The following is a 22,785-nucleotide window of genomic DNA, read 5'->3' as shown; positions in this document are numbered from 1 at the left end:
AGAATTGGGGGTGAGCAATTTATGCAGAGATCGACGAGCCGTGCGATGCACCCGCCGTGGAGTCGCCGCTTCGAGCGATGATCGAATCTGCAACACGCAACGCGTTCGCCGCGATCGACAGCGCCGGATTCATCACCGGGAGCGACGGAAAGAAGGAGGAGTCGACGACATACAGGTTGTCGACATCGTGTGCCTGGCAACTCGGATCGAGGACCGATGTAGCCGGGTCGGTACCGAGCCGAACGGTTCCGGCCTGATGCGAGTTGACCTCTATCCCTGTTCCTTCACTGATGACCACCGGAAATCCGATCTTGCGAAGCATTTTTCGCGTCTCGCGAACCAGAACCTCGTGTGCCCGGACGTTATTCGGTTTCCATGCGATCTGGATACGCCCTCCGGGAGTCAGCGTGACACGATTTTCGGGGTTGGGCAGATCCTCCGTGAACAGCCACCAATCGGTACTACGGTTCGTGGCAAGGCTCAACGCCCATTTGGGGATGTGGGGCCGTTGCCCCTTGATCATCTCCGCCTGGAGCTTCCCGATCAGTTGCACGTGGCCTAGCGGATACGGATGATCGTCAGTGCCACGCAGGTAGAAGTCGTTGAAGTACAACGTCTTTTGAAATTCGGACTTGTTCTTCTTGAGTGGGTCGATGGCCACCATGATCGAGTTCATGTGCACCATGTAGTTACGACCGACCATTCCGGAGGAATTTGCGAGCCCGTCAGGATGGACAGATGTGGCCGAACGTAGCAGCAGCGCTGCAGAATTGACCGCACCACAGGAGATTACGACCGTATCCGCACGTACTGTGGAGGTGACGCCGCGATGGGTCACTTCGACGCCTGATGCTCGACGTCCGGAATCGTCGGTCAGCACCTTCTCCACGTACCCGTTCGTGACGATTTCGACGTTGCCCGAATCGAGTGCGGGTCGCACGCAACAGACGTCGGCATCCGATTTCGCCAAGGTACGGCAGGGGAACCCGTCGCATGTCTTGCATCGAATACATGACCCACCCTGCCGAAGGTCGACCCCGAGAGGGAGATTGGAAGGGGTGAAACCCGCCTTACGCATGTCGTCGGCGACCTGCTGTATCGCTGGCTCGTGCCCTACGGGAGGGTACGGAAACGGTTCGTTGCGTGGCAACGTCGGGTCGTCGGTGTGGTCGCCGTGAACCTTGTACACCTGCTCGGCACGTGCGTAGTAGGGTTCGAGATCGTCGTACGAGAACGGCCATGCCGGCGATTCACCGTCGTGATGCCGTGAGGACTGAAAATCCTCTCTCCTGAACCTGACCAGCGAGCCACCGTAGAATTTGGTGTTTCCGCCGACGTAATAGTAGGTGCCGGGGGCGAACTCCCGCCCTTCGGTGTCGACCCATTTTTCGGCGTTCTTGTACCGATCTTTCTCGAACACCGCTCGGGGGTCCCAATTCTGACGTTCCTGTGGAAGGAAGTCTCCCCTCTCGATCAAGAGCACATCGAGGCCGGAATCCTTGAGAGCGTATGCCATCGTTCCACCCCCCATTCCGCTTCCCACGACGATGACGTCGTAGTTGCTCTTACAGGGGGGATGACTGTCCATTCGTGTCTTTTCGAACATGGTTTCCGTCTCCTGGCTGGCTTGACGCTGTACGTCCTTGAACCGTGCCGACTCAGCTTCTGTCAATCCTGACGCAACAGGACTGCAAGTAGTTATACGTATCACTAAACGATACCGCCCACATGTGCGGTGTCAACCGCCCTGAAGACCTGGTCAGGTCGACGGGACGAGCGGATCGAAATCGGGAGCCGACACGATCGCAGTTCGTGCCAAATTCGCAGGCTCCATGATCGCGTCCAAATCCTCCTTGCCCAACAACCCGCGTTCGAGCACCAACTCCACGACGGTGCGACCGGAAGCAAGCGCGTCCGCCGCCAATTCCGTCGCGGCTGTGTAGCCGATGTAGGGATTGAGCGCGGTCACGACACCGATCGAAGCCGCGACCGTTCGTTCGAGATGCGCGACGTTGGCGGTAATGCCGATCACGCATCGCTCGCGCAACACAGTGCAGCCCCGCGTGAGGAGTTCTGCAGTCTCGAACAGGCTGTGTGCAATGACAGGTTCGAATGCGTTGAGCTGCAGTTGACCCGCCTCGGCAGCCATGGTGATGGTCAGATCGTTTCCCACCACCCGGTAGGCAATCTGATTGACCACTTCGGGAATGACCGGATTGACCTTGCCGGGCATGATCGACGAACCCGCCTGCACCGCAGGTAAATTGATCTCACCCAGCCCTGCGCGTGGGCCCGAGGACAGCAATCTCAGATCGTTGCAGATCTTGGACAGCTTGACCGCAGTGCGCTTGAGCACTCCCGACAGCTGAACGAAGGCCCCGACGTCCTGGGTTGCTTCGATGAGATCCGATGCCGTCGAGATGTCGAGACCGGTGATCGACACCAGGTGCTCACGCACACGTCTGGCGTACTCCGGGTGCGCATTGAGACCGGTGCCTATCGCCGTCCCTCCCAGGTTGATCTCCGAGATCAACCGAGCGGCCTCTTCCAGTCTCTGAGAGTCCTCCTTGATCATCACGGCGAACGTGACGATCTCTTGACCGAGAGTCATCGGGACCGCGTCTTGCAACTGAGTCCGTCCGACCTTGAGCACGTGGGAGAACTCGGCTGCTTTCTCCGCGAATGCGCCTGCAAGTTCGTCCATCGCACCTCGAAGCCTGGTGACCGCACCTTGCAAGCCGATTTTGATCGCGGTGGGGTAGACGTCGTTGGTGCTCTGACTCATGTTGACGTGTTCGAGAGGATGGAGGAATTGGTACTGCCCCCGTTCGCGGCCGAGCATTTCGAGCGCGCGGTTCGCGACCACTTCGTTGGCGTTCATGTTCGAGGACGTGCCGGCACCACCCTGAATGACGTCGACGACGAACTGGTCGGCGAACCTGCCCGCGCGAATCTCCTTGCAAGCTTGCTCGATCGCTGTTGCATGCTCGGGCGAGAGGATTCCGAGGTCGGCGTTCGCCCGAGCCGCGGCCTGCTTGACCGCGGCCAACGCCGATACCATGTCCGGGTGGACCGAGAGAGGAATACCGGTGATCGGGAAGTTCTCCAGTGCCCTCAGCGTGTGGATGCCGTAGTAGGCCTCCGCAGGCACTTCACGATCACCGAGCAGGTCGTGCTCGATGCGCATCGTCATTTGAGGTTTGCCGCCACCGGGATCTCGCCCCACGGTAGTTCTGCTCCACCGAACTTCGCCGCACGCAGGTCACCTGAACGGGCGTGGCCTTCGAAGCGTTCCAATCGGGACAGTCGCGCAGCGATCTCGCCGATCCTGGCGCTCGCCGCCGGATCGCGCACCTCCTGGAAAGTGAGGGTTTTGAGGAACTTCCCTACCCAGAGCCCTCCGGTGTAGCGCGCAGCGCCAAGAGTAGGAAGTACATGGTTGGTCCCGATCACTTTGTCGCCGTATGGAACACACGTTCCTTCCCCGAGGAAAAGGGCACCGTAGTTGCTCATGCTGTCGAGCGCTTCACGCGGATTCTGCGTCAGGATCTGTACGTGCTCGGAGGCAAACTTGTCCGCGAGTTCATATGCTTCGGAGAGAGTCCCGACAACGTGGATCTGTCCATGGTCGCGCCAGGCAGGCCCGGCGATCGCGTTCGTCTCCAGACCGGGTAGCAATGCGTCGATGTGTTTGGTCACCTCGTTGCCCACAGCCTCAGACGTCGTGATCAACACACACGGTGAATCCGGACCGTGCTCAGCCTGGCTGAGTAAATCCACTGCGATGGTGAACGGATCGGCGTAATCGTCGGCAACGATCAGTGTTTCGGTGGGGCCTGCAAAGAGATCGATTCCGACCTCACCGAAGAGTTGACGCTTTGCCTCTGCCACGTATGCGTTGCCCGGCCCCGTGAGGATCGAGACAGGATCGATCGTCTCGGTACCGAGAGCCAGCGCTGCGATCGCCTGTACGCCACCGAGCACGAAAATCTCGTCGGCCCCGGCGAGATGCATTGCGGTGATGCTGATCTGGGGCGGGAGTCCGTCGTTCGGGGGCGTCGTAGCCGCGACGCGTTCGACGCCTGCGACCTTCGCGGTCAGCACCGTCATGTGCGCCGACGCTGTCAGCGGGTACCTGCCACCCGGAACGTAGGCTGCAGCCGCGTCGATCGGAACGTTCCGGTGCCCCAAGAACACGCCGGGCAGAGTCTCGACCTCGAGGTCTGTGATGGTATCGCGCTGAGCCTGGGCGAAGTCGCGAATCTGACGCTGCGCGAACTGCAGGTCCTCGAGGACCGTTGTCGGGACGGACTTGACGATCTCGCGGATCTGATCTTCGTCGAGCCGGAACGAATCCGGTGACCACCGGTCGAAACGGTCAGAGTACTTGCGGACCGCGTCGTCACCGTTGGCACGAATGTCTGCGATCACACCCGCGACAGTGTCGACCACCGCCGGATTGCTGGCACGCTGCGCTGGTTCGCCGACTGCTGCTTTGAGAACGAACGACATTGGCGGGTTGCTCCTTCGAGGTGAGGCATGAAATCAAACTGATAGCCCTAGCTTTCCTGCGAAGTGATCCAGCGAAAAGACACATAGGGGGAATCGCTTCTGCCAAATTCTGCCCAATCCGTGCATGATATGCCGGTCGTTCGAAAGCTCACGGTCAGAGCAGGTGCAGCGCTCGCGCCTGCTCACAGTGGTCGATCAGCGGCTCACGCTTGCACGTTTTGGCGCTGTCGATATTTATCGCCACTTCGTAGTGTTGGCCTACAAGATTTCGTCCGCGCCGAACTCCTGACGTCGAGTCGGCCAATACCCGGAGCCGTCGTTGTCTATTCGACATCGTCGATGCCCGAGAAGGAATACTTCGATGAGCGAACAACCGCATCTCGTCTGGGGAATCGTCGGTGCGAGTGATATCGCCGAAACGCGAATGATTCCCGCACTGCGAAGGACCGGCCACCACATCAGTTCCGTGTACAGCGGAAATGCGGACCACGCCGAGCAGTACGCACGTCGGAACGAGATATCGAACCGAACGAACAAGCTGAACGATCTGCTCAGCGATCCCCTCATCGATGCGGTCTACATCTCCAGTGCAAATGATCGCCACCTCGAGCAGGTGTGCGCGGCGGCAGCAGCCGGAAAACACGTTCTCTGCGAGAAGCCGCTGTCGACGAGCATCGACAATGCGCGGAAGATGACCGCCGCTTGCCAATCCGCCGGCGTAGTCCTAGGTGTCAACCACCACCTGCCTGCCGCAGGTACGCACCAGGCCATTCGACGCACAGTGACACGCGGCGACATAGGCCGGATTCTGTCGGTCAGTGTTCGCCACACGTCGCTCCTACCCGAACGTTTGCGAGGGTGGCGACTCGGTAGCACGCCGGGATCAGGCGCCGTCATGGATCTTTCCTGCCACAACGCCTCCGTCGTGAATCCGCTACTCGGCACAAGAGCACTGACGGCGAGCGCGATCACTGTGGCCCAAGGAGATTGGGTGACCGAAGCCGAAGATGCAGCCTCCTCGTCGATTCTCTACGAGAACAACGTCCTTGTACGATTCCACGACACTTTCACTACGCCATTCGCACCCACGTATGTGGAGGTGCACGGGACAGCCGGCAGCCTTCATGCAGCCGACGTCATGACTCCGGAACCCATCGGGTCGGTCGTTCTGCACGATCGCCGGGGATCGCACGAGATCGATGTCGAAGACCGCCGGCACACGTACGACATCACGCTGGAACACTTCACCCGTGCCACGCGCGGTGACGGCCGACCAGTCGTCGACGGACTCGACGCGACCAACGCACTGGCAGTGAGCATCTCGATACTCGAGTCGGCCAGGACGGGTAACCGGGTCCCAGTCGACTTCTGTGGACAGTAGCCGTTCACAATTCACACTCGGAGCTGGTTCGATCCAAGGTAGAGGTTCATGAAACGTCCCACTGAGCGTGACGAAAATACGGATTGGAATAGATTCGCGATCCCACAATTCGTGGAACTTCTGCGGGCCGGTTCAGTTGGGCGCGGCCCGGCAATCGTAGGGATCGATGGGAGGGGTGGTTCCGGCAAGTCGACGCTGGCCGCACTGTTATCGGCAAACTGTACAGGGACGGTCATCGTGCACACAGATGACATCGCGTGCAGTCGAACATTTTTTGGCTGGGATACCTTGCTCGCCAAGGAATTACTGGAACCTATCCGGCGAAATGGGCTTCCATTCACCTTCCAGCCGAACCACGACAAGCCTCGCGATATCGCTGTCCCTGACCAGACGACGTTGCTTCTCGTGGAAGGTGCCGGGTCGATCCGCCGTTCATTGCGGATGTTGTACGACGCGACAGTGTGGGTCGACACCGCACCGGAGACAGCGCGACAACGATTGGTCGAGCTCGGCGAGGATCCACAGGGCTATCACGACGACAGGATGATCGAAGAGAATTCGTTGCTGAACGCGGACCGCCCCTGGGCGCACGCAATGTTTCACGTGTCTGGAACCAACTCTGCGACCAACGGCACAGTCCTGGTGCGCCGAACATAACCGCGTCGACCTCGAACAGCATTGGCATCACGAGTCGTCCACGGGGTTGTCTACGACGGGTCGCTGCCCAGTTACGGCATATTCTCCTGTACAGAGCGTCGGTGTCGCCAGCGATCGCGCGGCCCGATTCTGTACGAGTAGCAACCTGGATCAATCCGAGCCGAAACACACTACCGGGCACGGCGACCCGCGACGAAGGGTGAGATCGAGTCTCTCGGCGATATCGTGAGGCGCGAAAAGGGCCGAACCCGAATAGTTCTCGATCTCTTCCAGAGTCCACCATCTGAAACCGTGTAGGTGCTCATCGCGCAATTCTGCGTCGGTCAATGCCCCTCGTGGTTCGAACCCATGAACTCGAACCAGGAAATAGAAGTTGTCGACGCCGCTGAATCCGGGAAAGTGCTCTGGATCGATGATCGTTTGGCGCCAGACGAGCGGCTGCGTCGTGCGTAGTTCGAGCCCTACCTCTTCTCGAAGCTCTCGCTCGAGTGTGCCGCGTGGGGTCTCACGTTCCTCACAACGGCCACCGGGCGTGATCCAATAGGATTCATCGGATCTAGATCGAAACTTGCACAACAGTATTCGATACGAATGATCCACGATCAGCGCTCGCGCAGAACGTCTGATCGACTCCGAAGGTCCGCCGGTGCTCATGTTTCTTCCTCAAATCCCGAACAGAATTTCCTTCCGTTCGGTGACACCAGTGCGAGTACACCGGATTTCGATGTACTCGCACGTGGGCCACTGCTTGTTCGACCTCAGTGGGAGACCGTGTGATGCTCCGGCTTCGGAGCATTTCCCGTACGTTCAGTTTCCGAGTATCGCGGAACGGTTTTCATCAATACAGGACCGCCGACGGCGATGAGCAGGAGCAAGATTGCCGGCAGCGCCGGCATCCAGCCGATTCCGAATCCGTCGACGATGAGCGTGATCGCAGCCGGCCCGACGAGCATGCCGACGTAGCCGATCGCATTGACAATTCCGATGTTTCTTCCGGCGTTCTCGGGGTCACGACGGCCGGCAGCAGAGAGCATCAGCGGAGCCATGCATGCCAGCCCGAGCCCCAGGAGAACGAATCCCACCAGGGCGAACGGAGCTGACGCACCCCCGATCGCAAGCAAGGCACCGACGAATCCGATCACACCACTGACGGCCACGATGACGCGCGCACCGAAGTACTCGGCGAGCCGGTCACCGAAGAGGCGCCCCACGAATTGTGCACCGGAGTAGAAGGTCACAGCTGTCGCAGCCATACCAGCGCTGGTATCGGCATGGCGCCGGACGAACTCTTGTCCCCAGTCCAGAATTGCGCCTTCGCTGAGCATCGATGCCAGCATCAAGAGGCCGAATCCGGCCATGATCAGCAAAGTCGTCGTCGACGCCGATCTCCCGGTTGCCGATTGCTTCCCGAGAACGGCTGCGGCATCCGGGGGTAGCAGCTCATCGCGAGTCAACAGCCAGCGACCGAACACAGCTCCGAGAACCGACATCGTGACACCGATCGAGATGTAGGCCACGGCGGGGCTATCGACATAGTGACGGGCGATTGCACTGGCCACCAGGCCGATGACGAATCCGCCTGCCGGATAGGCCGCGTGGAACGCAGACATGATGGGCCTGCCGTAGTAACGCTCCACCTGCACACCATGTGTGTTGAAGGCGGTGTCGAAGGCACCTCTCAACAAGCCGATCATCACGCCGAGGAACATTGCGCTGGCAATACCCTGCAAGAACGCGAACGGGATATACATCAACGGGTAGATGATCATCGTGGGCATACAGGTGGCTCGCGGACCGTACCTGTCGACGAACGGCCCGATGAGGAAGCAGCCGACTGCAGCGCCGACACCGATCGCCAATGCCACCAGCCCGAAATTCGAGTCGCCGCCCTCCCCCGACCACCCCAGGTGAGCACGGAGCGCAGTGGTGTTCGTCGACCACGTGAGCATGACCGCTCCCAATTGCGCGAATCCGAAGAATGTCGCAACCCGGGCAAGCCGAATTCGCTGGAGGCTCAGCGCCGGCCGGTCTTCCGAAATGTTCGTAGTCATTGTGAGTCCTCAATCTGCACACGCGTGCCCCTCAATAGGGTTGCGAGGCACGTCATGTACTGCAATCAGCGTTGTCCAAATCACATTACGGAGTCGCCATCACAACAACGATGCGCAGTGCGAGAACTAATTCACCATAAATATGCACATATCGCGCACATCCTAGGCCAAACAGTCCCCGCAGCCGCACGCCCGCCAGGTCGGCACTGCGCACTGCATCATTGCGCGTAACGACACCGGGGGATAACATTCACCACTCTCGTGCGGTTAAACGTATCACCGCACGTGGAAGAGTCAATACGGCAAGAATCAGCGCACTGGTAATCGATCGACCGAGCCGTATGCCCGAAGGTGAGCCTCGTGCCGGTGTAAAAGTCGCTACAGCGAGCCTGCACTGTTTTGCAACGACGCGTGGACGGTCACCCGCGAGACCGCACTCGCAAGCCTCCTGGCCGGCGCTGACCGCCTACTGATCCCCGGCGGCGATGAAGTCGCCACTGTCGCAAAGTCGTTGGCCGCCGCGGCCGTCCGGAATCCGATAGTTGGAGAACGCCTTCGCAACGCAGCAAACCGTGTCCGCGCGCTGGTCAATGCGACCGACCTATGCGATTTCCCAGGCAAACAAAAGCGAGGTTGAACGCGTCGTGGCCGACACCAAACGCTGGCGACCGCCTACCGCGACACTGCACACAGCAGTTACTCCCCCACCCGCTTCGCCCCCACAGTCACTCCCCCACCCGCTTCGCCCCCACAGTCACTCCCCCACCCGCTTCGCCCCCACCATCCGACGCGCTATCTCCAGATACCTCTCCACCAACTCGTCCGGAGACAACTCACCGTCCGGTCGGTACCACACCGCGACGGCGACGCACATCGTCACGACAGCTCGGCTGGCATCCTCGGGATGGTCGGCTTCGAACACGCCCGAAGCAACGCCGTCGAGGACGATCCGGTCCACCTGCTTCTGCTGTTCGTCGCGCTGCGCGATGTAACCAGCCCGGCTGTCGGGCTCCATGCTGCGAATCTCGGAGGAGGCGACGAACGACTGCTCGCGTCGAAACATGTGGAACCGCAACAGAGATTCGATCACCGCGTCGAAGCGGTCCGAGGGATCGTCCCCTGCATCGAGTTCGGCGGCGCGGCTTCGCTCCAACAACTCCGTCATCACCACGGTCGCCAGTCCGATCAACAGAGCCTGCTTGGACGGGTAGTGGTGGTAGAGCCCCGGCACCGACAGCCCGGACCGCGACGCGACGTCACGGATCGAAGTCCCGTGATAGCCCTGCTCGACGAACGCCTCCAGCGCCGCAGCGAGCGGTTTCGGTAGTCCCAGGTCTTCGTAATCGCGCCAGGACCCGCGTACCGGAAGCTCGTTCGTCATACCGATACCGTAGATCGCCGTTGCGCCGCCGCCGAACGCGTCGGTGCCATTGGTTACAGTCGATGTTCACCGAAAGACAGGGACCAGTCATGATCCATGTTCGCCACTCCGCGGTTGCTGCCGTGCCGGTTGATGTCGCCTTCGACTACATCGACGACTACCGCAACGTCCCGACGTGGATGTTCGGTGTTTCCGAGTTCACACCGTTCGGAGAGTTCGATCAGGGGCTCGGCGCCACGTTCGACGCGGCCATGCAGATCGGGCCAAGCACGTTGCGCTCCAAGCTCGAGGTCACCGAGTGGGAGAAGAATCGGATCATCAAGCTGTCTTCGCTCGGCGGTGTATCCAACTCGTCCACGTGGGAGTTCGCCGCGATCGACGATTCCAAGACCGAGCTTTCCGTCGACTTCGCCTACAAACTCCCCGGCGGCATTGCCGGCAAAGCTCTCGGCCGCTTGATCGGGCCGTTCGTCGAAAACGCTGTCAGGAACAGCGAGGAGACGTTGCGCCACAGCCTCGAGCAGCAGTTCGCGGCCCGCGGCGAAGGCTGAAACTACCCGCGGTCGCCTTCGAGGCCCAGCGCGTTGGCCCACACCTGAGTAGCCGTCTTGACGACGTCCTCGAACGGGACGGGGTTGCCGTCGGCGCCAGGTTCCTCGGAGACGAACGAACTGTAGGCAAGACGGCTCACCATCGCCGACAGTGCTCGGGAAGCCAACAGCGGATCCAACGAGCCGTCTGCCTTGCCAGCTGCTTGCAAGCGTTCGATGGCTCGGGCATTACGAGAAATGAAGGTCTCGGCTCGGTCCCGACGCAGTTTCGCGAAGGCCGGATCGATGTGCGATACCTGCTCGAGCAGACCCATCAGTTTGGCGTTGCGGCGAAACGCCGTCAGGTAGGCACGGTTGCTCGATTCGAGGACCGCATACGGATTGTCGACGTCGCGGACCCGTCCCATGCCGGGGTGCAACATGTCTTCCTGCGCAACGTCGAGAACTGCGGCGAAGATCTGCTCTTTGTTGTCGAAGTAGGTGTAGAACGTGCCGGTGGAGCAGTTCGCTTCCTTGGTGATGTCCGTCAGACGGGCATCGAGATACCCTGCGCGCTCGAACACCGTTCGAGCCGCTGCGACCAGAGAAGCCCTGGTCCGGACGCCGCGGGCAGTCACCGGCAGGTCACGCAGAAGCTCCGTCGCTGCCATGGATGGTGGCGGACGGTCTTCCCAGTTCTCCTGAGGTTCGGCGCGAGAGGTCACCAGCTACTTATACGGCAAAGCCGGCGACATCTCGGCATCGGCGTCAGGTGATGGTGATTCCTCCGTCGACGGCGATGGTCTGACCGGTGACGTATCCGCCTGCCTCGGACGCGAGCCACACCATGGTGGCCGCGAGCTCTTCAGGATCGCCCATGCGGCCGAGGATCAGGCGCGGAGCCATCGCGTCCAAGTAGCCGTCGTTGTATTGGTCGGTCATTTCCGACTTGAAGAAGCCTGGCGCGATCGCGTTGACGCGAATGCCCTTGCGCGTTCCCCACTGCTGTGCGAGGTCACGGGTCAATCCGACGACGCCTGCCTTGCTCGCCGCATAGGCGGCCTGTGGGAGTCCGGCGGTCGTCAATCCGAGAATGCTCGAGATGTTGACGATGGAGCTGCCCGGGAGCATGACGCGGCCGCAGGCCTGCGCTGCCCAGTAGGACCCATTGAGGTTGATGTCGATGACGGCGCGGAATTGGTCCGGGGTCTCACGGGTCGCCGGAACGGCAGTTCCGACGCCGGCGTTGTTGACCAGCACGTCCACGCGGCCGAACTTCTCCATCGCGGCGTCGACCATGTTCTGAGCCTGTGCCGGATCGACGATGTCGGTGGCCACGCACAACGCTTCGCGGCCTGCGTCACGCACGAGCTTGGCCGTGTCTTCGAGCTTGTCGACGCGGCGAGCAGCGAGGACGACGTCCGCACCCGCCTCTGCTGCGGCTTTCGCAAACGCCACCCCGAGGCCCGACGACGCACCGGTCACGATGACCACTCGATCGGTCAGAGAGAACTTGTCGAGAACAGACATGCGCGGTGATGCTCCTGTGTCGTCGGGTTCGGGAAGTGACGTATGGACTGCAGTGGCGTATCGACTGCAGTGACATATGGACTGCAGTGGCGTATCGACTGCAGTGACATATGGACTGCAGTTGCGAAATTACAGGCCGAGATCGCGGCCGATGAGTTCCTTCATGATTTCGTTGGATCCGGCCCAGATCTTGGTGACGCGGGCGTCCATCCACGCGCGAGCGGCGCGGTACTCGGTCATGAAGCCGTAGCCGCCGTGCAACTGAACACAGTGATCGAGGACCTCGTTCTGAACCTGCGCGGTCCACCACTTCGCCTTGGCGGCGTCGATGGCGGTCAGCTCGCCGGCAGCGTGTGCTGCGACGCAGTTGTCGACGTAAGCCTGGGTGACCTCGATGCGGGTCACGAGATCCGCGAGAAGGAATTTGTTCCACTGCAGCGAGCCGATCGGCTGACCGAAAGCCTTGCGGTCCTTGGCATATTGCAGCGTCTCTTCGAGGATCGGAGCAGCGTGCGCGATGTTGGACACCGCAGCGCCGACGCGCTCCTGCGGCAGCATTTCCATCATGTGGATAAACCCGCGGTCGATCTCACCGATGATGTTGGTGGACGGCACGCGAACGTTCTCGAAGAACAGTTCAGCGGTATCGGACTCGTGCTGGCCGACCTTGTCGAGCTTGCGTCCGCGCTCGAAACCTTCCATGCCGGTTTCGACGGCAAAGAGCGTGATGCCCTTGGACTTCTTCTCGGGACTGGTCCGCGCCGCCACGATCACGAGATCAGCGTTGTAGCCGTTGGTGATGAAGGTCTTGGAGCCGTTGATGATCCAGTCGTCGCCGTCCTTGACCGCAGTGGTCTTGAGCGAGGCGAGGTCGGATCCGCCGGAAGGCTCGGTCATGCCGATGGCCGTCAGCATCTCACCGGTGCAGAACTTGGGCAGCCAACGCTGCTTCTGCTCTTCGGTGGTGAGCTGAACGAGGTACGGAGCAACGACGTCGGCATGGATGCCGAAGCTCGAGGCAACAGCTGCACTGGCACGCGAGAGTTCTTCGGCCAGAACAGCGTTGAAGCGGTAGTCGCCGGCTTCGCTTCCGCCGTACGCCTCTGGAACCTCGAGTCCGAGGAAGCCGTTGCGTCCCGCTTCGAGCCAGATTTCACGATCGATGAAGCGCTGGTCGATCAGCTTCTCTGCGACCGGAAGGATGTTCCGGTTGACGAATTCGCGGGCAGATTCGCGAAATGCCTCGTGATCGGGTCCGTACAGAGTGCGACGCATGACGAGTTGCTTCCTTTCGGCGTGGCAATGCCACACGTAACGATGTTCCTAAGCATCCGCTTAGAATCTAAGCATCTGCTTATAGTGAATCGAGAGCGGGATATTGTCAACATCGAAATCCGTCACACCTGGAGGAAACCGTGAGCGATTCACCTGACGTGGTGATCAGCCCCTCCAAAGCTGCGGCCCGTATCCGCGCGGCAGCCGTGGACGCTTTTGCCTCCGCGGGCTACGGCGGCACCACCACCCGTGACATCGCCGCACGACTCGACATGAGTCCCGCCGCCATGTACCCGCACTATCGCTCGAAAGAAGAGCTGCTTTTCGCGATCAGCTTCGAAGGGCACACCGAAGCGTTGAAGGTGGTCGAGGGCGCCGACAGACCGGGTGAAGAGCCGTCCGTTCGCCTCCAGGAACTGGTCAGCACCTTCGCCAGTTGGCAGGCCGGGCACCACTCACTCGCTCGCGTCGTCCAATACGAACTCACTGCACTCACACCAGAGCACTACCGAACCGTCGTCGCGCTTCGCCGCAGCACGACGCGGGTGGTCCGGGAGGTTGTCGACGCCGGCGTCCAGTCGGGCGACTTCACGATCCCCGATGCCGAAGGCGTCACCCTCGCCTTGATGTCCCTGTGCGTCGACGTGTGCCGCTGGTTCCCGGCCGGCAATTACACGAATCCGGAAGACATTGGAAAACTGTACGGAGACCTGGCATTGAGGATGGTGGGCGCCGCCCGAATCAGGTGACGCCAACCGCAGAAAGGACTCGGCCAGTGGCCAACCGCACCTATCTCTACTCGACCCCTGTTGCCCCGCATGAGCATCCGGCTGCCGCTCGCACCCGCGGACTCACAGGAATCTCGGAGTGGTCGTACGCGATACCGCTGGTCCCCCGGATCCTTGTGTCCGTGAATCCGCTCGCCCGCCAGTCGATCATCTGGGACGACACCCCAGACCTGATCGCGGTCACCGCGCCCTGTGGTCCTGGTATCGCCCGGCTCGAAGACTTCCTCAGCCGCATCGATCACCCCGAACTCGGCACGATGGCCGGCGATGCGCTGCGTTTCCTGCGCAGCCACACCGAACCCGACCACTACTTCGTCCTCGAGTGCGGCGAGATCTTCGACATGGACGACGAACCGTTCGCCGAACAGGGCACGGCCCTGATGACCGGTCTGGCGGACATCGACGCCGAGATGGAGGCGGCCCTGGCCACACTCGCACCCACCAAGCCGCGCTTCTGGGAGCGGCTGTTCACGCCGACTCAGGAGAGCGTCGAGGAACCTCTACGCGAACTCGGCCTCGGTTACTGGTCCGAGACCCTGTACTTCGTTTTGGACCTCCCGCGATAGCCGAACCGGCACAGCCATCGGTTTCAGACCAGTTGGTCCGCAAACAGGTACCCTCGGATTTCGTGCCCGACAACTCCACCGATCTACCAACCACTGCGTCCACCGTCCTCGGCGGTTGGGGTCGCACAGCCCGAACGACCTCGCACGTCGTTTCGACCCCTGATGTAGAGGCGATCGCTAAGGCCGTCGCCCGCGTCGCAGACGACAATGCAGACAAGCCCATGCACCTCCGACGCGGAGTCATCGCCCGCGGTCTGGGTCGGTCTTACGGAGACAACGCGCAGAACACCGGCGGCTTGGTCATCGACATGACTGCCTTCCGTCGAATTCACAAGATCGATGCCCAGACCCGACTGGTGGAGATGGACGCCGGAGTTTCCCTCGATCAGCTGATGCGGGCGGCACTACCGTTCGGCCTCTGGGTCCCGGTTCTCCCCGGAACACGCCAGGTAACCATCGGCGGAGCGATCGCCTGCGATATCCACGGCAAGAACCACCACACCGAAGGCAGCTTCGGAAATCATGTCCGCTCGATGGATCTGCTCACTGCCGACGGCAGTATCCGAACCTTGGAGCCGCATGGCCCGACATCCGAGCTCTTCTGGGCTACCGTCGGCGGAATCGGCCTGACCGGGATCATCCTGCGCGTCACCCTCGAGATGACGCCGACCGAAACGGCGTATTTCGTCAACGACGGCGCTCTGACCGCGAGTCTTGATGAAACCGTCGCTTCTCACAGCGACGGCAGCGAAGCCGACTACACGTATTCGAGCGCCTGGTTCGATGCAGTCAGTGCGCCGCCGAAGCTCGGCCGGGCCTCGATCACGCGTGGTTCGTTGGCGACCGTCGACCAGCTTCCGCTGAAATTGCAGAAGAATCCGTTGAAATTCGATGCACCACAACTGTTCACGACTCCGGATGTTTTTCCCAACGGCTTGATGAACAAGCTTTCGGCCTCTGCGATCGGCGAGTTCTACTACCGTACCGGCGGCAACTACGTCGGAAAGGTCCAAAATCTGACGCAGTTCTACCATCCGCTCGACCTCATCGGTGAGTGGAACCGCGCCTACGGGTCCAAGGGATTCCTGCAATACCAGTTCGTAGTACCCGTCGACGCGGTGGACGAATTCAAGAGCATCATCCGCGATATCCAGCGTTCGGGACACTACTCAGCGCTCAACGTCTTCAAACTTTTCGGCGAAGGAAACGCAGCGCCACTGAGCTTTCCGATGTCCGGGTGGAACGTGGCCTTCGACTTCCCGATCAAGCCCGGACTGGGTGAGTTCGTCGCTTCCCTCGACAAACGGGTACTCGAATTCGGCGGTCGCCTCTACACCGCCAAGGACTCTCGGACTACCGCGGCGAACTTCCACTCGATGTATCCGCGAATCGACGAGTGGATCCAGATGCGCAGAAATATCGATCCGACAGGTGTTTTCGTGTCCGACATGGCCCGAAGACTCGAATTGATCTGAGGCGCCGATCAGTCAGAGATCTCACCGAGCCGACGCTCCAAGTAGGCCCGCTCCGGTTCCGTACCAACGAGTTTCAGAGCTTGCCGGTACACAGATGCTGCCGCGTCGGCACGCCCCAACCGCGCGAGCAGTTCGGCGCGCGCCAGGTGATACGGGTGGTACTCGGCAAGTTTAGGCTCCCCGGAAAGCTCCTCCAGCGCGGTCAGACCCGCCTCCTCGCCGTCGCGCATCGCCAGCGCAACTGCCCGATTGACTGCCACGACCGGCGAAGGAGTCAGCGTGAGGAGCACTCCGTAGAGCGCGCAGATCTGCGGCCAATCGGTGCTCTGCACATCGGCGGCCTCGTCGTGCAATGCGGCGATAGCCGCCTGGACCCCGTACGGCCCCGGCGCTCCCCCGGTCAACGCGACCACGACCAGGTCGCTTCCTTCCTCGATCATCGGCGTATCCCAGCACCCGCGATCCTGATCTTCGAGGAGCACGATCGCGCCACCGGCGTCGGTACGGGCATCCCGGCGCGCATGGACGAGAAGCATCAACGCGAGCAACCCGGCGATCTCGCGCTCCTCGGGAAGCAAAGCGCGCAAGATCCTCGCCAGCCTGATCGCCTCTACTGCTAAGTCGACGCGTTGCAGAGCTGGACCCGAACTGGCGGCGTACCCCTCGGTGAACACCGAATAGATCACCTGCAGAACACCGGGCAGACGCTCCGGGAGTTCTTCGGCGCTGGGAGTTCGGAAGGGAATCCGAGCCTGACGGATCTTCTTCTTCGCACGCACGATCCGCTGCGCCATCGTCGCCGAGGGAACGAGGAAGGCCCGAGCTACTTCGGGCGTCGTCAACCCGCCGAGGCAACGCAAGGTGAGTGCGATTCGGTCGTCCTCGGCGAGCGCCGGGTGCGAGCAGGTGAAGAACAGCTGCAACCGCTCGTCGGGAAGTTCCCCCTCGACGACGGGCGGCGCCGGGTCGGCACGGTCGGCGTCCACCTGCATCACGGCCAATCGCGCCGCGTAGGCCTGATCACGACGAAGCCTGTCGACGGCTTTACGACGCGCCGTGGTCAGCAGCCAGGCACCGGGTTTTTCCGGAACTCCGTCCACGGGCCAGCGCACCAACGCGGCTTCGACGGCTTCGGACGTGACTTCCTCGGCCAGATCGAGGTCACCGAAACGGCGGACGAGCGAGGCCAAGAGCCGTCCACGTTCCTCCCGGAACACTGATTCGATGGAATTCTCGGCCTGCTCGTCCACGGCGAATCAGTCCCCGAACCCGGCCAGCGGACGCACCTCGACGCTGCCACCGTCGCGCGCGCCGGGGCACCGCGCGGCCCAGGCCAGCGCCGCATCCAGATCGGGAACGTCGATGACGTCGTAGCCGCCGAGGATCTCACGTGTTTCTGCGAAGGGTCCGTCGGTGACGGTCTTTTCTCCGGACTGCGAGACTCGAACCGTTGTCGTAGTCGTCAGGTCGGCGAGGGCATCGCCGGACACCCAGATACCGGCATCCTTCATTTCCTTGTCGTATTGCTGCCAGTCCTCGAACGTGCACTGGGGTTCGTTGTCTCCGCCGGGCGCGGTGTAGATGAGCAACATGTACTTCATGACTGACTCCTTGGTCTGTTGTTTCTCTTCCGGCTTTCTTGCCTTACAACATGACGACGAACGGTTCTCCCCGGAATCGACAGGCGACTCGAAAAAACTTTTGGCGGGTTCGTCCGAGGTGCTGCCGTTAGGCTGAGTGTATGACCGAACGCGACCGGGACGCCGCTGGGAAACCCCTCAATTCGCGGCCCCGCGACGGACTCGGCCGTCCACTGCCACGCGACGCGCCGGGCGGCGTTCCGCGCATTCCGGACGATGTACGCCTGCCACCAGACGAGTCCATCACCGAGGCTCAGCGCCTCCTCGACCACGGCATGCCTTTTCACGCACACGAGATTCTCGAAGGAACGTGGAAAAGCGCGCCGCCCGAGGAACGTGACCTGTGGCAGGGACTGGCTCAGCTGGCCGTCGGGCTCACCCATCTGCTTCGGGGCAACAACACCGGCGCCGTCTCACTCCTCGGCCAGGGTCACGACCGCATCAGGCACTACGAAGTGGAAAGCCCGCACGACCTCGACATCCCCGGTCTTCTGACGTGGTCCGAACACCTGCTCGCCGAAATCGATCGCCCCGGCGATTTCCCCGCCCCTCCGATTCCGAGGTTGAGAATCCCCTGATGCCCATCTTCCCCATGTTTCCGCTCGGCTCCGCATTGCTACCGGGCGAGGTGTTGCCGCTGAACATCTTCGAGCCTCGGTACCGCGCACTGGTCGAGAACGTTCTCGAAGCTGCCGACGGCCCACTGTTCGGGGTAGTGCTCATCGCCCGTGGCCACGAGGTCGGCGGCGGCGAATCACGTCACGACGTCGGCACTCTGGCTCGGATCGAGTCTCATGTCGCCATGGGTGCCGGACGGTATCAGCTGTACTGCCGGACCGAGGATCGCATCCGGGTCAATCGCTGGCTGCCGGACGATCCCTACCCGCTTGCCGAGGTCGAACTGTGGCCGGACGAGAACAACGGAACACCCGTCACCGCTTACGAATACGACTCTTTGCTCGAGCGCATCGAGTTCATGTACGGCATGTTGGGAAAGCTCGCACTACGAGCCGGCGAACAGACCCCGCGAATGCCCGTCCCACCTGATCCCTTGGATCCGTTGGGTTCTCGGCTGTACGCCCTGGCACGAAGTATTCCGATGGGTGATGCCGATCGCCTGGCTGTACTGACCGCGCCAGGCGCCGACGAACGTATCCGCACACTCTCGGAGGCAGTCGAGAACACCATCGAGGTAGCGCAGTTCAATCTGCTCTGAGCGCGACTACGCCATCGTCTGGCCCATGTCGATGACGATCTTCGTCCCGGTGACCGCTCTTGAGAGATCTGTCGCGAGATAGACCACGGCGTTGGAGATGTCCTCGACGGTGGTGCGCGGGACGGACGTGAGCGGCCACTTGTACGAGTTCATGTACTCCGGATGAGCGGTGAGTACCTTACCGACGTTGGGATCGTTGCCCATCTCGGTCTCCACCGCGCCAGGGTGGATGCTGTTGACTCGAATGTCTAAGCCGCCCAATTCCGTTGCCGCGGTGCGTGCCAAACCAACGAGGCCGTGCTTGGCCGCCGAGTAGTGCGCGCAGCCGGGCGCTTCGGCCACGCCGGCGGCACTGCTCACAATCACGATGGAACCGCCGTTGCCGGCTTCGATCATTGCAGGAACTGCGGCTGCCATCGTGCGCCAGACACCATTGAGATTGATGTCCACCAGCGTCGACCACTGCTCTTCCGGCATCTCCCAGAAACGGTTCCACGTTGCGATGCCCGCATTGGCGATCACGACGTCGAGGCGACCGAACCTGTCGACGCCCGACGCCACCGCCGCCCGCAGCGCCTCGAGGTCACGGACGTCCGCTACGGCGGTGACGATCTCGCGCCCCTCCGCTCGTACGAGACGAGCCGTTTCTTCGAGGTCGGCTTCAGTCGCGGCCGCGTAACCCACGTCTTCGGACACCGACGCGCACACGTCGACAGCGATGACGTCTGCACCTTCCTGCGCGAGTCGGATCGCGTGATTGCGTCCCTGACCCCGCGCTGCACCGGTGATGAAAACGACCTTGCCTGCCAACAGTTGTGTCATGGCCGGGACGTTAGACGCTGATGTAGCCCGCTGCCTCCGAGTTCCCGCTCGACGGGAATCAGTCCTCCACGATGACGACGTGAAGATTCCTCGGACCATGGACACCTTCGACGCGTTCGAGTTCGATGTCGGAGGTCGCCGACGGGCCGCTGATCATGGTGGTGGGGCGCTCCGGCGTCAACTTCGCAATCGCCTCCGGCACTCCCACTTCCACACTGCTGCGATACACGACGCAGATGTGTGTGTCCGGTACCAGCGTCAACGCACGGCGGCCCTGCGATGGACCGGCGTCGAGGAAGATGGTGCCGGTTTCGGCGCACGATACCTTCGAGCCGGTGACAACGGCGTCGAGGTTCTCGAGTTCAGGAGCCGGTACGTCAGGGCTGTCCACCACCAGCGTTCCGTCGAATCCGGCTACCCACGATCGGTCGAGGCCGGCGGGGATTCCCAATGTGCGTAGCCCCTGTGCCGTCAGTATCGATGTGACGACCTCGGCGATTTCTGTTGCAGCGCAATGGTGAACGTGCGCCTTGTAGTCCACCAAACGGTCGACGAACAAATCGATGAGTTCCCCGTCGGACATGGTTCTGCCAGTCCGGTAGTTTCGCGGTATCTCGCTCTCACGGGCGGGCGCCAAGGTGATGGCATCACGAATGCGTCCGAGTACCAACTCGCGTGAATTCATCTGTCTGCCTTCCCGTCGCGACGAGCCTCGTCCAATGCCGCGCGGCCTTCGTCGGAGTCCCACCAGGTTCGGAAGGTCTGCTTGGGCGGTGCGGGAATGTCTCTGGCAGCTGTCCAACCGTTCAGTGGAGGTGGCAAAGTGGAGATCTTCCCCTTCTTGCCGGCCACGACGCGTCCGAGCCCGGCAGCTTTCTGAGCCAGCGTCCACCTGCCCTCGGTCGACATCGCCAGAGATGCGGCTTTCATCGCCAAAGACTCTGCCGTGACACCGGATTGCTCGACCTTCTGGTGCCGCAATTCGACCAGCAGCGACGGGATGTCGATCTTGACCGGGCAGGCGTCGAAGCACGCACCGCACAGACTCGAGGCAAAAGGAAGAGTCGAATTCGGATCGTCTTTGCCATGCATGCCCGCGAGCTGCGGAGTCAGTACCGCGCCGATCGGTCCCGGATAGGTGGATCCGTAGGCGTGGCCACCGGTGCGCTCGTAGACAGGGCACACGTTCAGGCACGCCGAGCACCGTATGCAGCTCAGGGCTTCCCTCCCGATCTTGTCGGCAAGCGAGGCGGTCCGGCCGTTGTCGAGGAGGACCAGGTGAAATTCCTGTGGACCGTCGTCGGGCGTGACGCCGGTCCACAGGGAGGTGTACGGGTTCATTCGCTCCCCCGTCGACGACCGCGGCAACAGTTGAAGGAAGACCTCCAGATCCTGATAGGTCGGCAGAATCTTCTCGATGCCCATGACGGTGATCAGTGTTTTCGGCAGCGTCAGGCACATTCGCCCGTTGCCCTCCGACTCCACGACGGTCAGAGTGCCCGTGTCCGCGATGCCGAAATTGGCGCCGGAGACGGCGACGGGCGTCGTCATGAACTTGTGGCGCAGAAACTTTCGTGCAGCTGCGGCAAGTTCGGCCGGGTTCTCCCCGAGGTTCGGATCGACATCTGGCATCTCACGCAGGAATATCTCGCGAATCTCTGACCTGTTGCGATGGATCGCAGGAACCAGGATGTGCGACGGTTTGTCGTGGCCGAGCTGGACGATCAATTCCGCGAGATCGGTCTCGTAGGCGGTGATTCCCTTGGTTTCGAGATGCTCGTTGAGACCGATCTCCTGCGTTGCCATCGACTTGACCTTGATGACCTCGTCGGAGCCGGTGGCTTTGACAAGCTCGGTCACAATGGCGTTGGCCTCGTTGGCATCCGCTGCCCAATGCACCTGCCCACCGCGAGCGATTACTGCAGCTTCGAACTGTTCGAGCAGTTCCGGCAACCGCGCCATGACGTCGGCCTTGATCGCCGAACCCGCATCCCGCAGCTCCTCCCAATCGGGGAGCTCTCCAGTTACGTTGATGCGCTTGGCACGGATGGTATGCGTTGCCTTGCCGATATTGCGTCGCAGTTGCGCGTTGGCCAGCTCGTGATGTGCTGCGACAGGGAACTTCTCAGTACCTCGCAGGAACCCTGCACCTTCGGGTGACCTCGGCGGAAAGCTGGGCAGACCCAGCGTCACAGCGCTCATGCGTGCACCCGGCTTTCCACCGATGCCAGAATCTCCGCGAGGTGAATGGTCTTGGCGCCCATCTGCAGTCGTGACATCCCACCGCCGATGTGCATGAGACAGGACGAATCTCCGGCGCTGCAGAACTCTGCGCCGGTGTCGGCCACATGGCGAATCTTGTCAGCCAACATGGCCGTCGACGTCTCGGCGTTCTTGATGGCAAACGTGCCGCCGAAGCCGCAGCAGGAATCTGCTTCCGGGAGTTCGACCAGATCGATGTCGCGGACGTTGCGCAGCAACTGAAGTGGTTTGTCTCCCACTCTCAACATGCGCAGTGAGTGACAGGTCGGGTGATAGGTGACCCGGTGCGGGAAGTACGCGCCCACATCGGTGACACCGAGAACGTCCACGAGGAATTCCGAAAGCTCGTACGTCTTTGCCTTCACTGTCTGCACCTGCCCACACAGCGACGCGGTGCCGTAGCGCTCGGCAACGATCTCGTGTTGATGACGGATCGAACCGACGCACGATCCCGATGGTGCGACAACGGCGTCGATCGACGCATCACCGAAAGTATCGGCGTAGTTCGCGACCAGTGGCAGCGCGCCCGGCTGGTAGCCGGTGTTGACGTGCATCTGCCCACAGCAGGTCTGCCCGGACGGAAACACGACGTCGTGCCCGAGACGGGTGAGCAGGAGGGCGGTGGCCTTGACGGCGTCGGGAAACATCGTGTCCCCGATGCAGGTGGCGAACAGCGCTACTCGCATGTGGTTCCCCGCA

General features: G+C 61.6%; 23 protein-coding genes. 8 read left to right on the top strand and 15 right to left on the bottom strand.

The features are described 5' to 3' along the window. Positions 1–19 precede the first annotated feature (19 nt). The 3 genes from QM596_RS03645 to hisD all read right to left on the bottom strand — a co-directional run bounded on the left by QM596_RS03645 (position 20) and on the right by hisD (position 4,512). Positions 20–1,606, bottom strand: a complete 1,587-nt coding sequence (locus tag QM596_RS03645) for a GMC family oxidoreductase (protein WP_070796054.1) — start codon at positions 1,604–1,606, stop codon at positions 20–22. 153 nt (positions 1,607–1,759) lie between these two features. Then, on the bottom strand, positions 1,760–3,193 hold the full coding sequence (locus tag QM596_RS03640; protein ID WP_019745471.1) for an aspartate ammonia-lyase: 1,434 nt from the start codon (positions 3,191–3,193) through the stop codon (positions 1,760–1,762). Further along, positions 3,190–4,512 (bottom strand): histidinol dehydrogenase, encoded by a 1,323-nt coding sequence (hisD, locus tag QM596_RS03635; RefSeq protein ID WP_283308160.1) that lies wholly within the window; start codon positions 4,510–4,512, stop codon positions 3,190–3,192. The genes QM596_RS03640 and hisD overlap by 4 nt, the downstream gene beginning before the upstream one ends. A gap of 361 nt (positions 4,513–4,873) precedes the next feature. On the opposite strand from hisD, the gene QM596_RS03630 reads away from it, so the two are divergent. Together QM596_RS03630 and QM596_RS03625 are read left to right on the top strand one after the other, a co-directional pair. After that, entirely contained in the window at positions 4,874–5,893 is a 1,020-nt protein-coding gene (locus tag QM596_RS03630) for a Gfo/Idh/MocA family protein (protein ID WP_283308159.1), read from the top strand. 237 nt (positions 5,894–6,130) lie between these two features. Further along, a complete protein-coding gene (locus QM596_RS03625; RefSeq protein WP_125052065.1) occupies positions 6,131–6,550 on the top strand; it encodes a nucleoside/nucleotide kinase family protein in 420 nt (139 codons plus the stop codon). 150 nt (positions 6,551–6,700) lie between these two features. On the opposite strand, the gene QM596_RS03620 is transcribed toward QM596_RS03625, so the two are convergent. The 3 genes from QM596_RS03620 to QM596_RS03610 all read right to left on the bottom strand — a co-directional run bounded on the left by QM596_RS03620 (position 6,701) and on the right by QM596_RS03610 (position 9,982). Beyond that, positions 6,701–7,204: an NUDIX domain-containing protein gene (locus QM596_RS03620; protein ID WP_283308157.1), complete on the bottom strand. Its 504-nt coding sequence runs from the start codon at positions 7,202–7,204 to the stop codon at positions 6,701–6,703. 104 nt (positions 7,205–7,308) lie between these two features. Further along, complete coding sequence (locus QM596_RS03615; RefSeq protein WP_283308155.1) at positions 7,309–8,601, bottom strand: MFS transporter; 1,293 nt, start codon at positions 8,599–8,601, stop codon at positions 7,309–7,311. A 754-nt stretch (positions 8,602–9,355) separates the two neighbouring features. Beyond that, a complete protein-coding gene (locus QM596_RS03610; protein ID WP_030536574.1) occupies positions 9,356–9,982 on the bottom strand; it encodes a TetR/AcrR family transcriptional regulator in 627 nt (208 codons plus the stop codon). 89 nt (positions 9,983–10,071) lie between these two features. Between QM596_RS03610 and QM596_RS03605 the strand changes: the two genes are divergently transcribed. After that, complete coding sequence (locus QM596_RS03605) at positions 10,072–10,533, top strand: SRPBCC family protein (RefSeq protein WP_019745480.1); 462 nt, start codon at positions 10,072–10,074, stop codon at positions 10,531–10,533. Positions 10,534–10,535: 2 nt separating this feature from the next. Here the strand turns inward: QM596_RS03605 and QM596_RS03600 are convergent, their stop codons facing one another. From QM596_RS03600 to QM596_RS03590, 3 genes are all read right to left on the bottom strand, one after another. Further along, a complete protein-coding gene (locus QM596_RS03600; RefSeq protein WP_019745481.1) occupies positions 10,536–11,183 on the bottom strand; it encodes a TetR/AcrR family transcriptional regulator in 648 nt (215 codons plus the stop codon). A gap of 97 nt (positions 11,184–11,280) precedes the next feature. Then, a complete protein-coding gene (locus QM596_RS03595; protein WP_003939707.1) occupies positions 11,281–12,042 on the bottom strand; it encodes an SDR family NAD(P)-dependent oxidoreductase in 762 nt (253 codons plus the stop codon). Positions 12,043–12,171: 129 nt separating this feature from the next. After that, complete coding sequence (locus QM596_RS03590) at positions 12,172–13,317, bottom strand: acyl-CoA dehydrogenase family protein (RefSeq protein WP_007730036.1); 1,146 nt, start codon at positions 13,315–13,317, stop codon at positions 12,172–12,174. Between the two features lie 140 nt (positions 13,318–13,457). Between QM596_RS03590 and QM596_RS03585 the strand changes: the two genes are divergently transcribed. The 3 genes from QM596_RS03585 (at position 13,458) to dprE1 (ending at position 16,146) form a co-directional block, all read left to right on the top strand. Then, positions 13,458–14,066: a TetR/AcrR family transcriptional regulator gene (locus QM596_RS03585; protein WP_283308154.1), complete on the top strand. Its 609-nt coding sequence runs from the start codon at positions 13,458–13,460 to the stop codon at positions 14,064–14,066. Between the two features lie 26 nt (positions 14,067–14,092). Beyond that, the gene (locus tag QM596_RS03580) at positions 14,093–14,671 is read left to right on the top strand and encodes a DUF7822 domain-containing protein (protein WP_283308153.1); all 579 of its coding nucleotides are present in this window, start codon (positions 14,093–14,095) and stop codon (positions 14,669–14,671) included. Positions 14,672–14,733: 62 nt separating this feature from the next. Beyond that, on the top strand, positions 14,734–16,146 hold the full coding sequence (gene dprE1, locus QM596_RS03575; RefSeq protein ID WP_283308152.1) for a decaprenylphosphoryl-beta-D-ribose oxidase: 1,413 nt from the start codon (positions 14,734–14,736) through the stop codon (positions 16,144–16,146). Positions 16,147–16,154: 8 nt separating this feature from the next. On the opposite strand, the gene QM596_RS03570 is transcribed toward dprE1, so the two are convergent. Next, the gene (locus QM596_RS03570) at positions 16,155–17,396 is read right to left on the bottom strand and encodes an RNA polymerase sigma factor (protein WP_283308151.1); all 1,242 of its coding nucleotides are present in this window, start codon (positions 17,394–17,396) and stop codon (positions 16,155–16,157) included. 6 nt (positions 17,397–17,402) lie between these two features. Next, entirely contained in the window at positions 17,403–17,747 is a 345-nt protein-coding gene (locus tag QM596_RS03565) for a YciI family protein (RefSeq protein WP_124569155.1), read from the bottom strand. Between the two features lie 140 nt (positions 17,748–17,887). On the opposite strand from QM596_RS03565, the gene QM596_RS03560 reads away from it, so the two are divergent. Next, positions 17,888–18,364, top strand: coding sequence for a DUF309 domain-containing protein (locus tag QM596_RS03560; RefSeq protein WP_283308150.1), 477 nt, complete (start codon positions 17,888–17,890; stop codon positions 18,362–18,364). Further along, on the top strand, positions 18,364–19,002 hold the full coding sequence (locus tag QM596_RS03555; RefSeq protein WP_166809018.1) for an LON peptidase substrate-binding domain-containing protein: 639 nt from the start codon (positions 18,364–18,366) through the stop codon (positions 19,000–19,002). Before QM596_RS03560 ends, QM596_RS03555 begins: the two co-directional genes overlap by 1 nt. A 6-nt stretch (positions 19,003–19,008) precedes the next feature. Here the strand turns inward: QM596_RS03555 and QM596_RS03550 are convergent, their stop codons facing one another. Genes QM596_RS03550 through QM596_RS03535 form a run of 4 tightly spaced genes read right to left on the bottom strand, consistent with a single transcriptional unit; the run spans position 19,009 to position 22,772 of the window. After that, positions 19,009–19,824: a mycofactocin-coupled SDR family oxidoreductase gene (locus tag QM596_RS03550; protein ID WP_283308148.1), complete on the bottom strand. Its 816-nt coding sequence runs from the start codon at positions 19,822–19,824 to the stop codon at positions 19,009–19,011. A gap of 58 nt (positions 19,825–19,882) precedes the next feature. Then, the gene (locus QM596_RS03545; RefSeq protein WP_283308147.1) at positions 19,883–20,509 is read right to left on the bottom strand and encodes a LutC/YkgG family protein; all 627 of its coding nucleotides are present in this window, start codon (positions 20,507–20,509) and stop codon (positions 19,883–19,885) included. Further along, positions 20,506–22,026, bottom strand: coding sequence for a LutB/LldF family L-lactate oxidation iron-sulfur protein (locus tag QM596_RS03540; RefSeq protein WP_283308146.1), 1,521 nt, complete (start codon positions 22,024–22,026; stop codon positions 20,506–20,508). The genes QM596_RS03545 and QM596_RS03540 overlap by 4 nt, the downstream gene beginning before the upstream one ends. Further along, positions 22,023–22,772 carry a (Fe-S)-binding protein gene (locus QM596_RS03535; RefSeq protein WP_019745490.1) on the bottom strand — a complete coding sequence of 250 codons (750 nt, stop codon included), beginning with the start codon at positions 22,770–22,772 and terminating at the stop codon, positions 22,023–22,025. The genes QM596_RS03540 and QM596_RS03535 overlap by 4 nt, the downstream gene beginning before the upstream one ends. Positions 22,773–22,785: the final 13 nt, after the last annotated feature.

Source organism: Rhodococcus sp. IEGM 1406 (assembly GCF_030056745.1).
Classification (GTDB): Bacteria; Actinomycetota; Actinomycetes; order Mycobacteriales; family Mycobacteriaceae; genus Rhodococcus_F; species Rhodococcus_F erythropolis.
Note: the sequence above shows the minus strand (reverse complement) of the source record. Positions and strands in the feature narration are given on the sequence as shown.

Excerpts from the sequence above, each read along its gene's own strand:
- QM596_RS03645 (WP_070796054.1), bottom strand. The coding sequence starts at position 1,606 with ATGTTCGAAAAGACACGAATGGACAGTCATCCCCCCTGTAAGAGCAAC.
- QM596_RS03640 (WP_019745471.1), bottom strand. The coding sequence starts at position 3,193 with ATGACGATGCGCATCGAGCACGACCTGCTCGGTGATCGTGAAGTGCCT.
- hisD (WP_283308160.1), bottom strand. The coding sequence starts at position 4,512 with ATGTCGTTCGTTCTCAAAGCAGCAGTCGGCGAACCAGCGCAGCGTGCC.
- QM596_RS03630 (WP_283308159.1), top strand. The coding sequence starts at position 4,874 with ATGAGCGAACAACCGCATCTCGTCTGGGGAATCGTCGGTGCGAGTGAT.
- QM596_RS03620 (WP_283308157.1), bottom strand. The coding sequence starts at position 7,204 with ATGAGCACCGGCGGACCTTCGGAGTCGATCAGACGTTCTGCGCGAGCG.
- QM596_RS03615 (WP_283308155.1), bottom strand. The coding sequence starts at position 8,601 with ATGACTACGAACATTTCGGAAGACCGGCCGGCGCTGAGCCTCCAGCGA.
- QM596_RS03610 (WP_030536574.1), bottom strand. The coding sequence starts at position 9,982 with ATGACGAACGAGCTTCCGGTACGCGGGTCCTGGCGCGATTACGAAGAC.
- QM596_RS03605 (WP_019745480.1), top strand. The coding sequence starts at position 10,072 with ATGATCCATGTTCGCCACTCCGCGGTTGCTGCCGTGCCGGTTGATGTC.
- QM596_RS03600 (WP_019745481.1), bottom strand. The coding sequence starts at position 11,183 with ATGGCAGCGACGGAGCTTCTGCGTGACCTGCCGGTGACTGCCCGCGGC.
- QM596_RS03595 (WP_003939707.1), bottom strand. The coding sequence starts at position 12,042 with ATGTCTGTTCTCGACAAGTTCTCTCTGACCGATCGAGTGGTCATCGTG.
- QM596_RS03590 (WP_007730036.1), bottom strand. The coding sequence starts at position 13,317 with ATGCGTCGCACTCTGTACGGACCCGATCACGAGGCATTTCGCGAATCT.
- QM596_RS03565 (WP_124569155.1), bottom strand. The coding sequence starts at position 17,747 with ATGAAGTACATGTTGCTCATCTACACCGCGCCCGGCGGAGACAACGAA.
- QM596_RS03560 (WP_283308150.1), top strand. The coding sequence starts at position 17,888 with ATGACCGAACGCGACCGGGACGCCGCTGGGAAACCCCTCAATTCGCGG.
- QM596_RS03555 (WP_166809018.1), top strand. The coding sequence starts at position 18,364 with ATGCCCATCTTCCCCATGTTTCCGCTCGGCTCCGCATTGCTACCGGGC.
- QM596_RS03550 (WP_283308148.1), bottom strand. The coding sequence starts at position 19,824 with ATGACACAACTGTTGGCAGGCAAGGTCGTTTTCATCACCGGTGCAGCG.
- QM596_RS03545 (WP_283308147.1), bottom strand. The coding sequence starts at position 20,509 with ATGAATTCACGCGAGTTGGTACTCGGACGCATTCGTGATGCCATCACC.
- QM596_RS03540 (WP_283308146.1), bottom strand. The coding sequence starts at position 22,026 with ATGAGCGCTGTGACGCTGGGTCTGCCCAGCTTTCCGCCGAGGTCACCC.
- QM596_RS03535 (WP_019745490.1), bottom strand. The coding sequence starts at position 22,772 with ATGCGAGTAGCGCTGTTCGCCACCTGCATCGGGGACACGATGTTTCCC.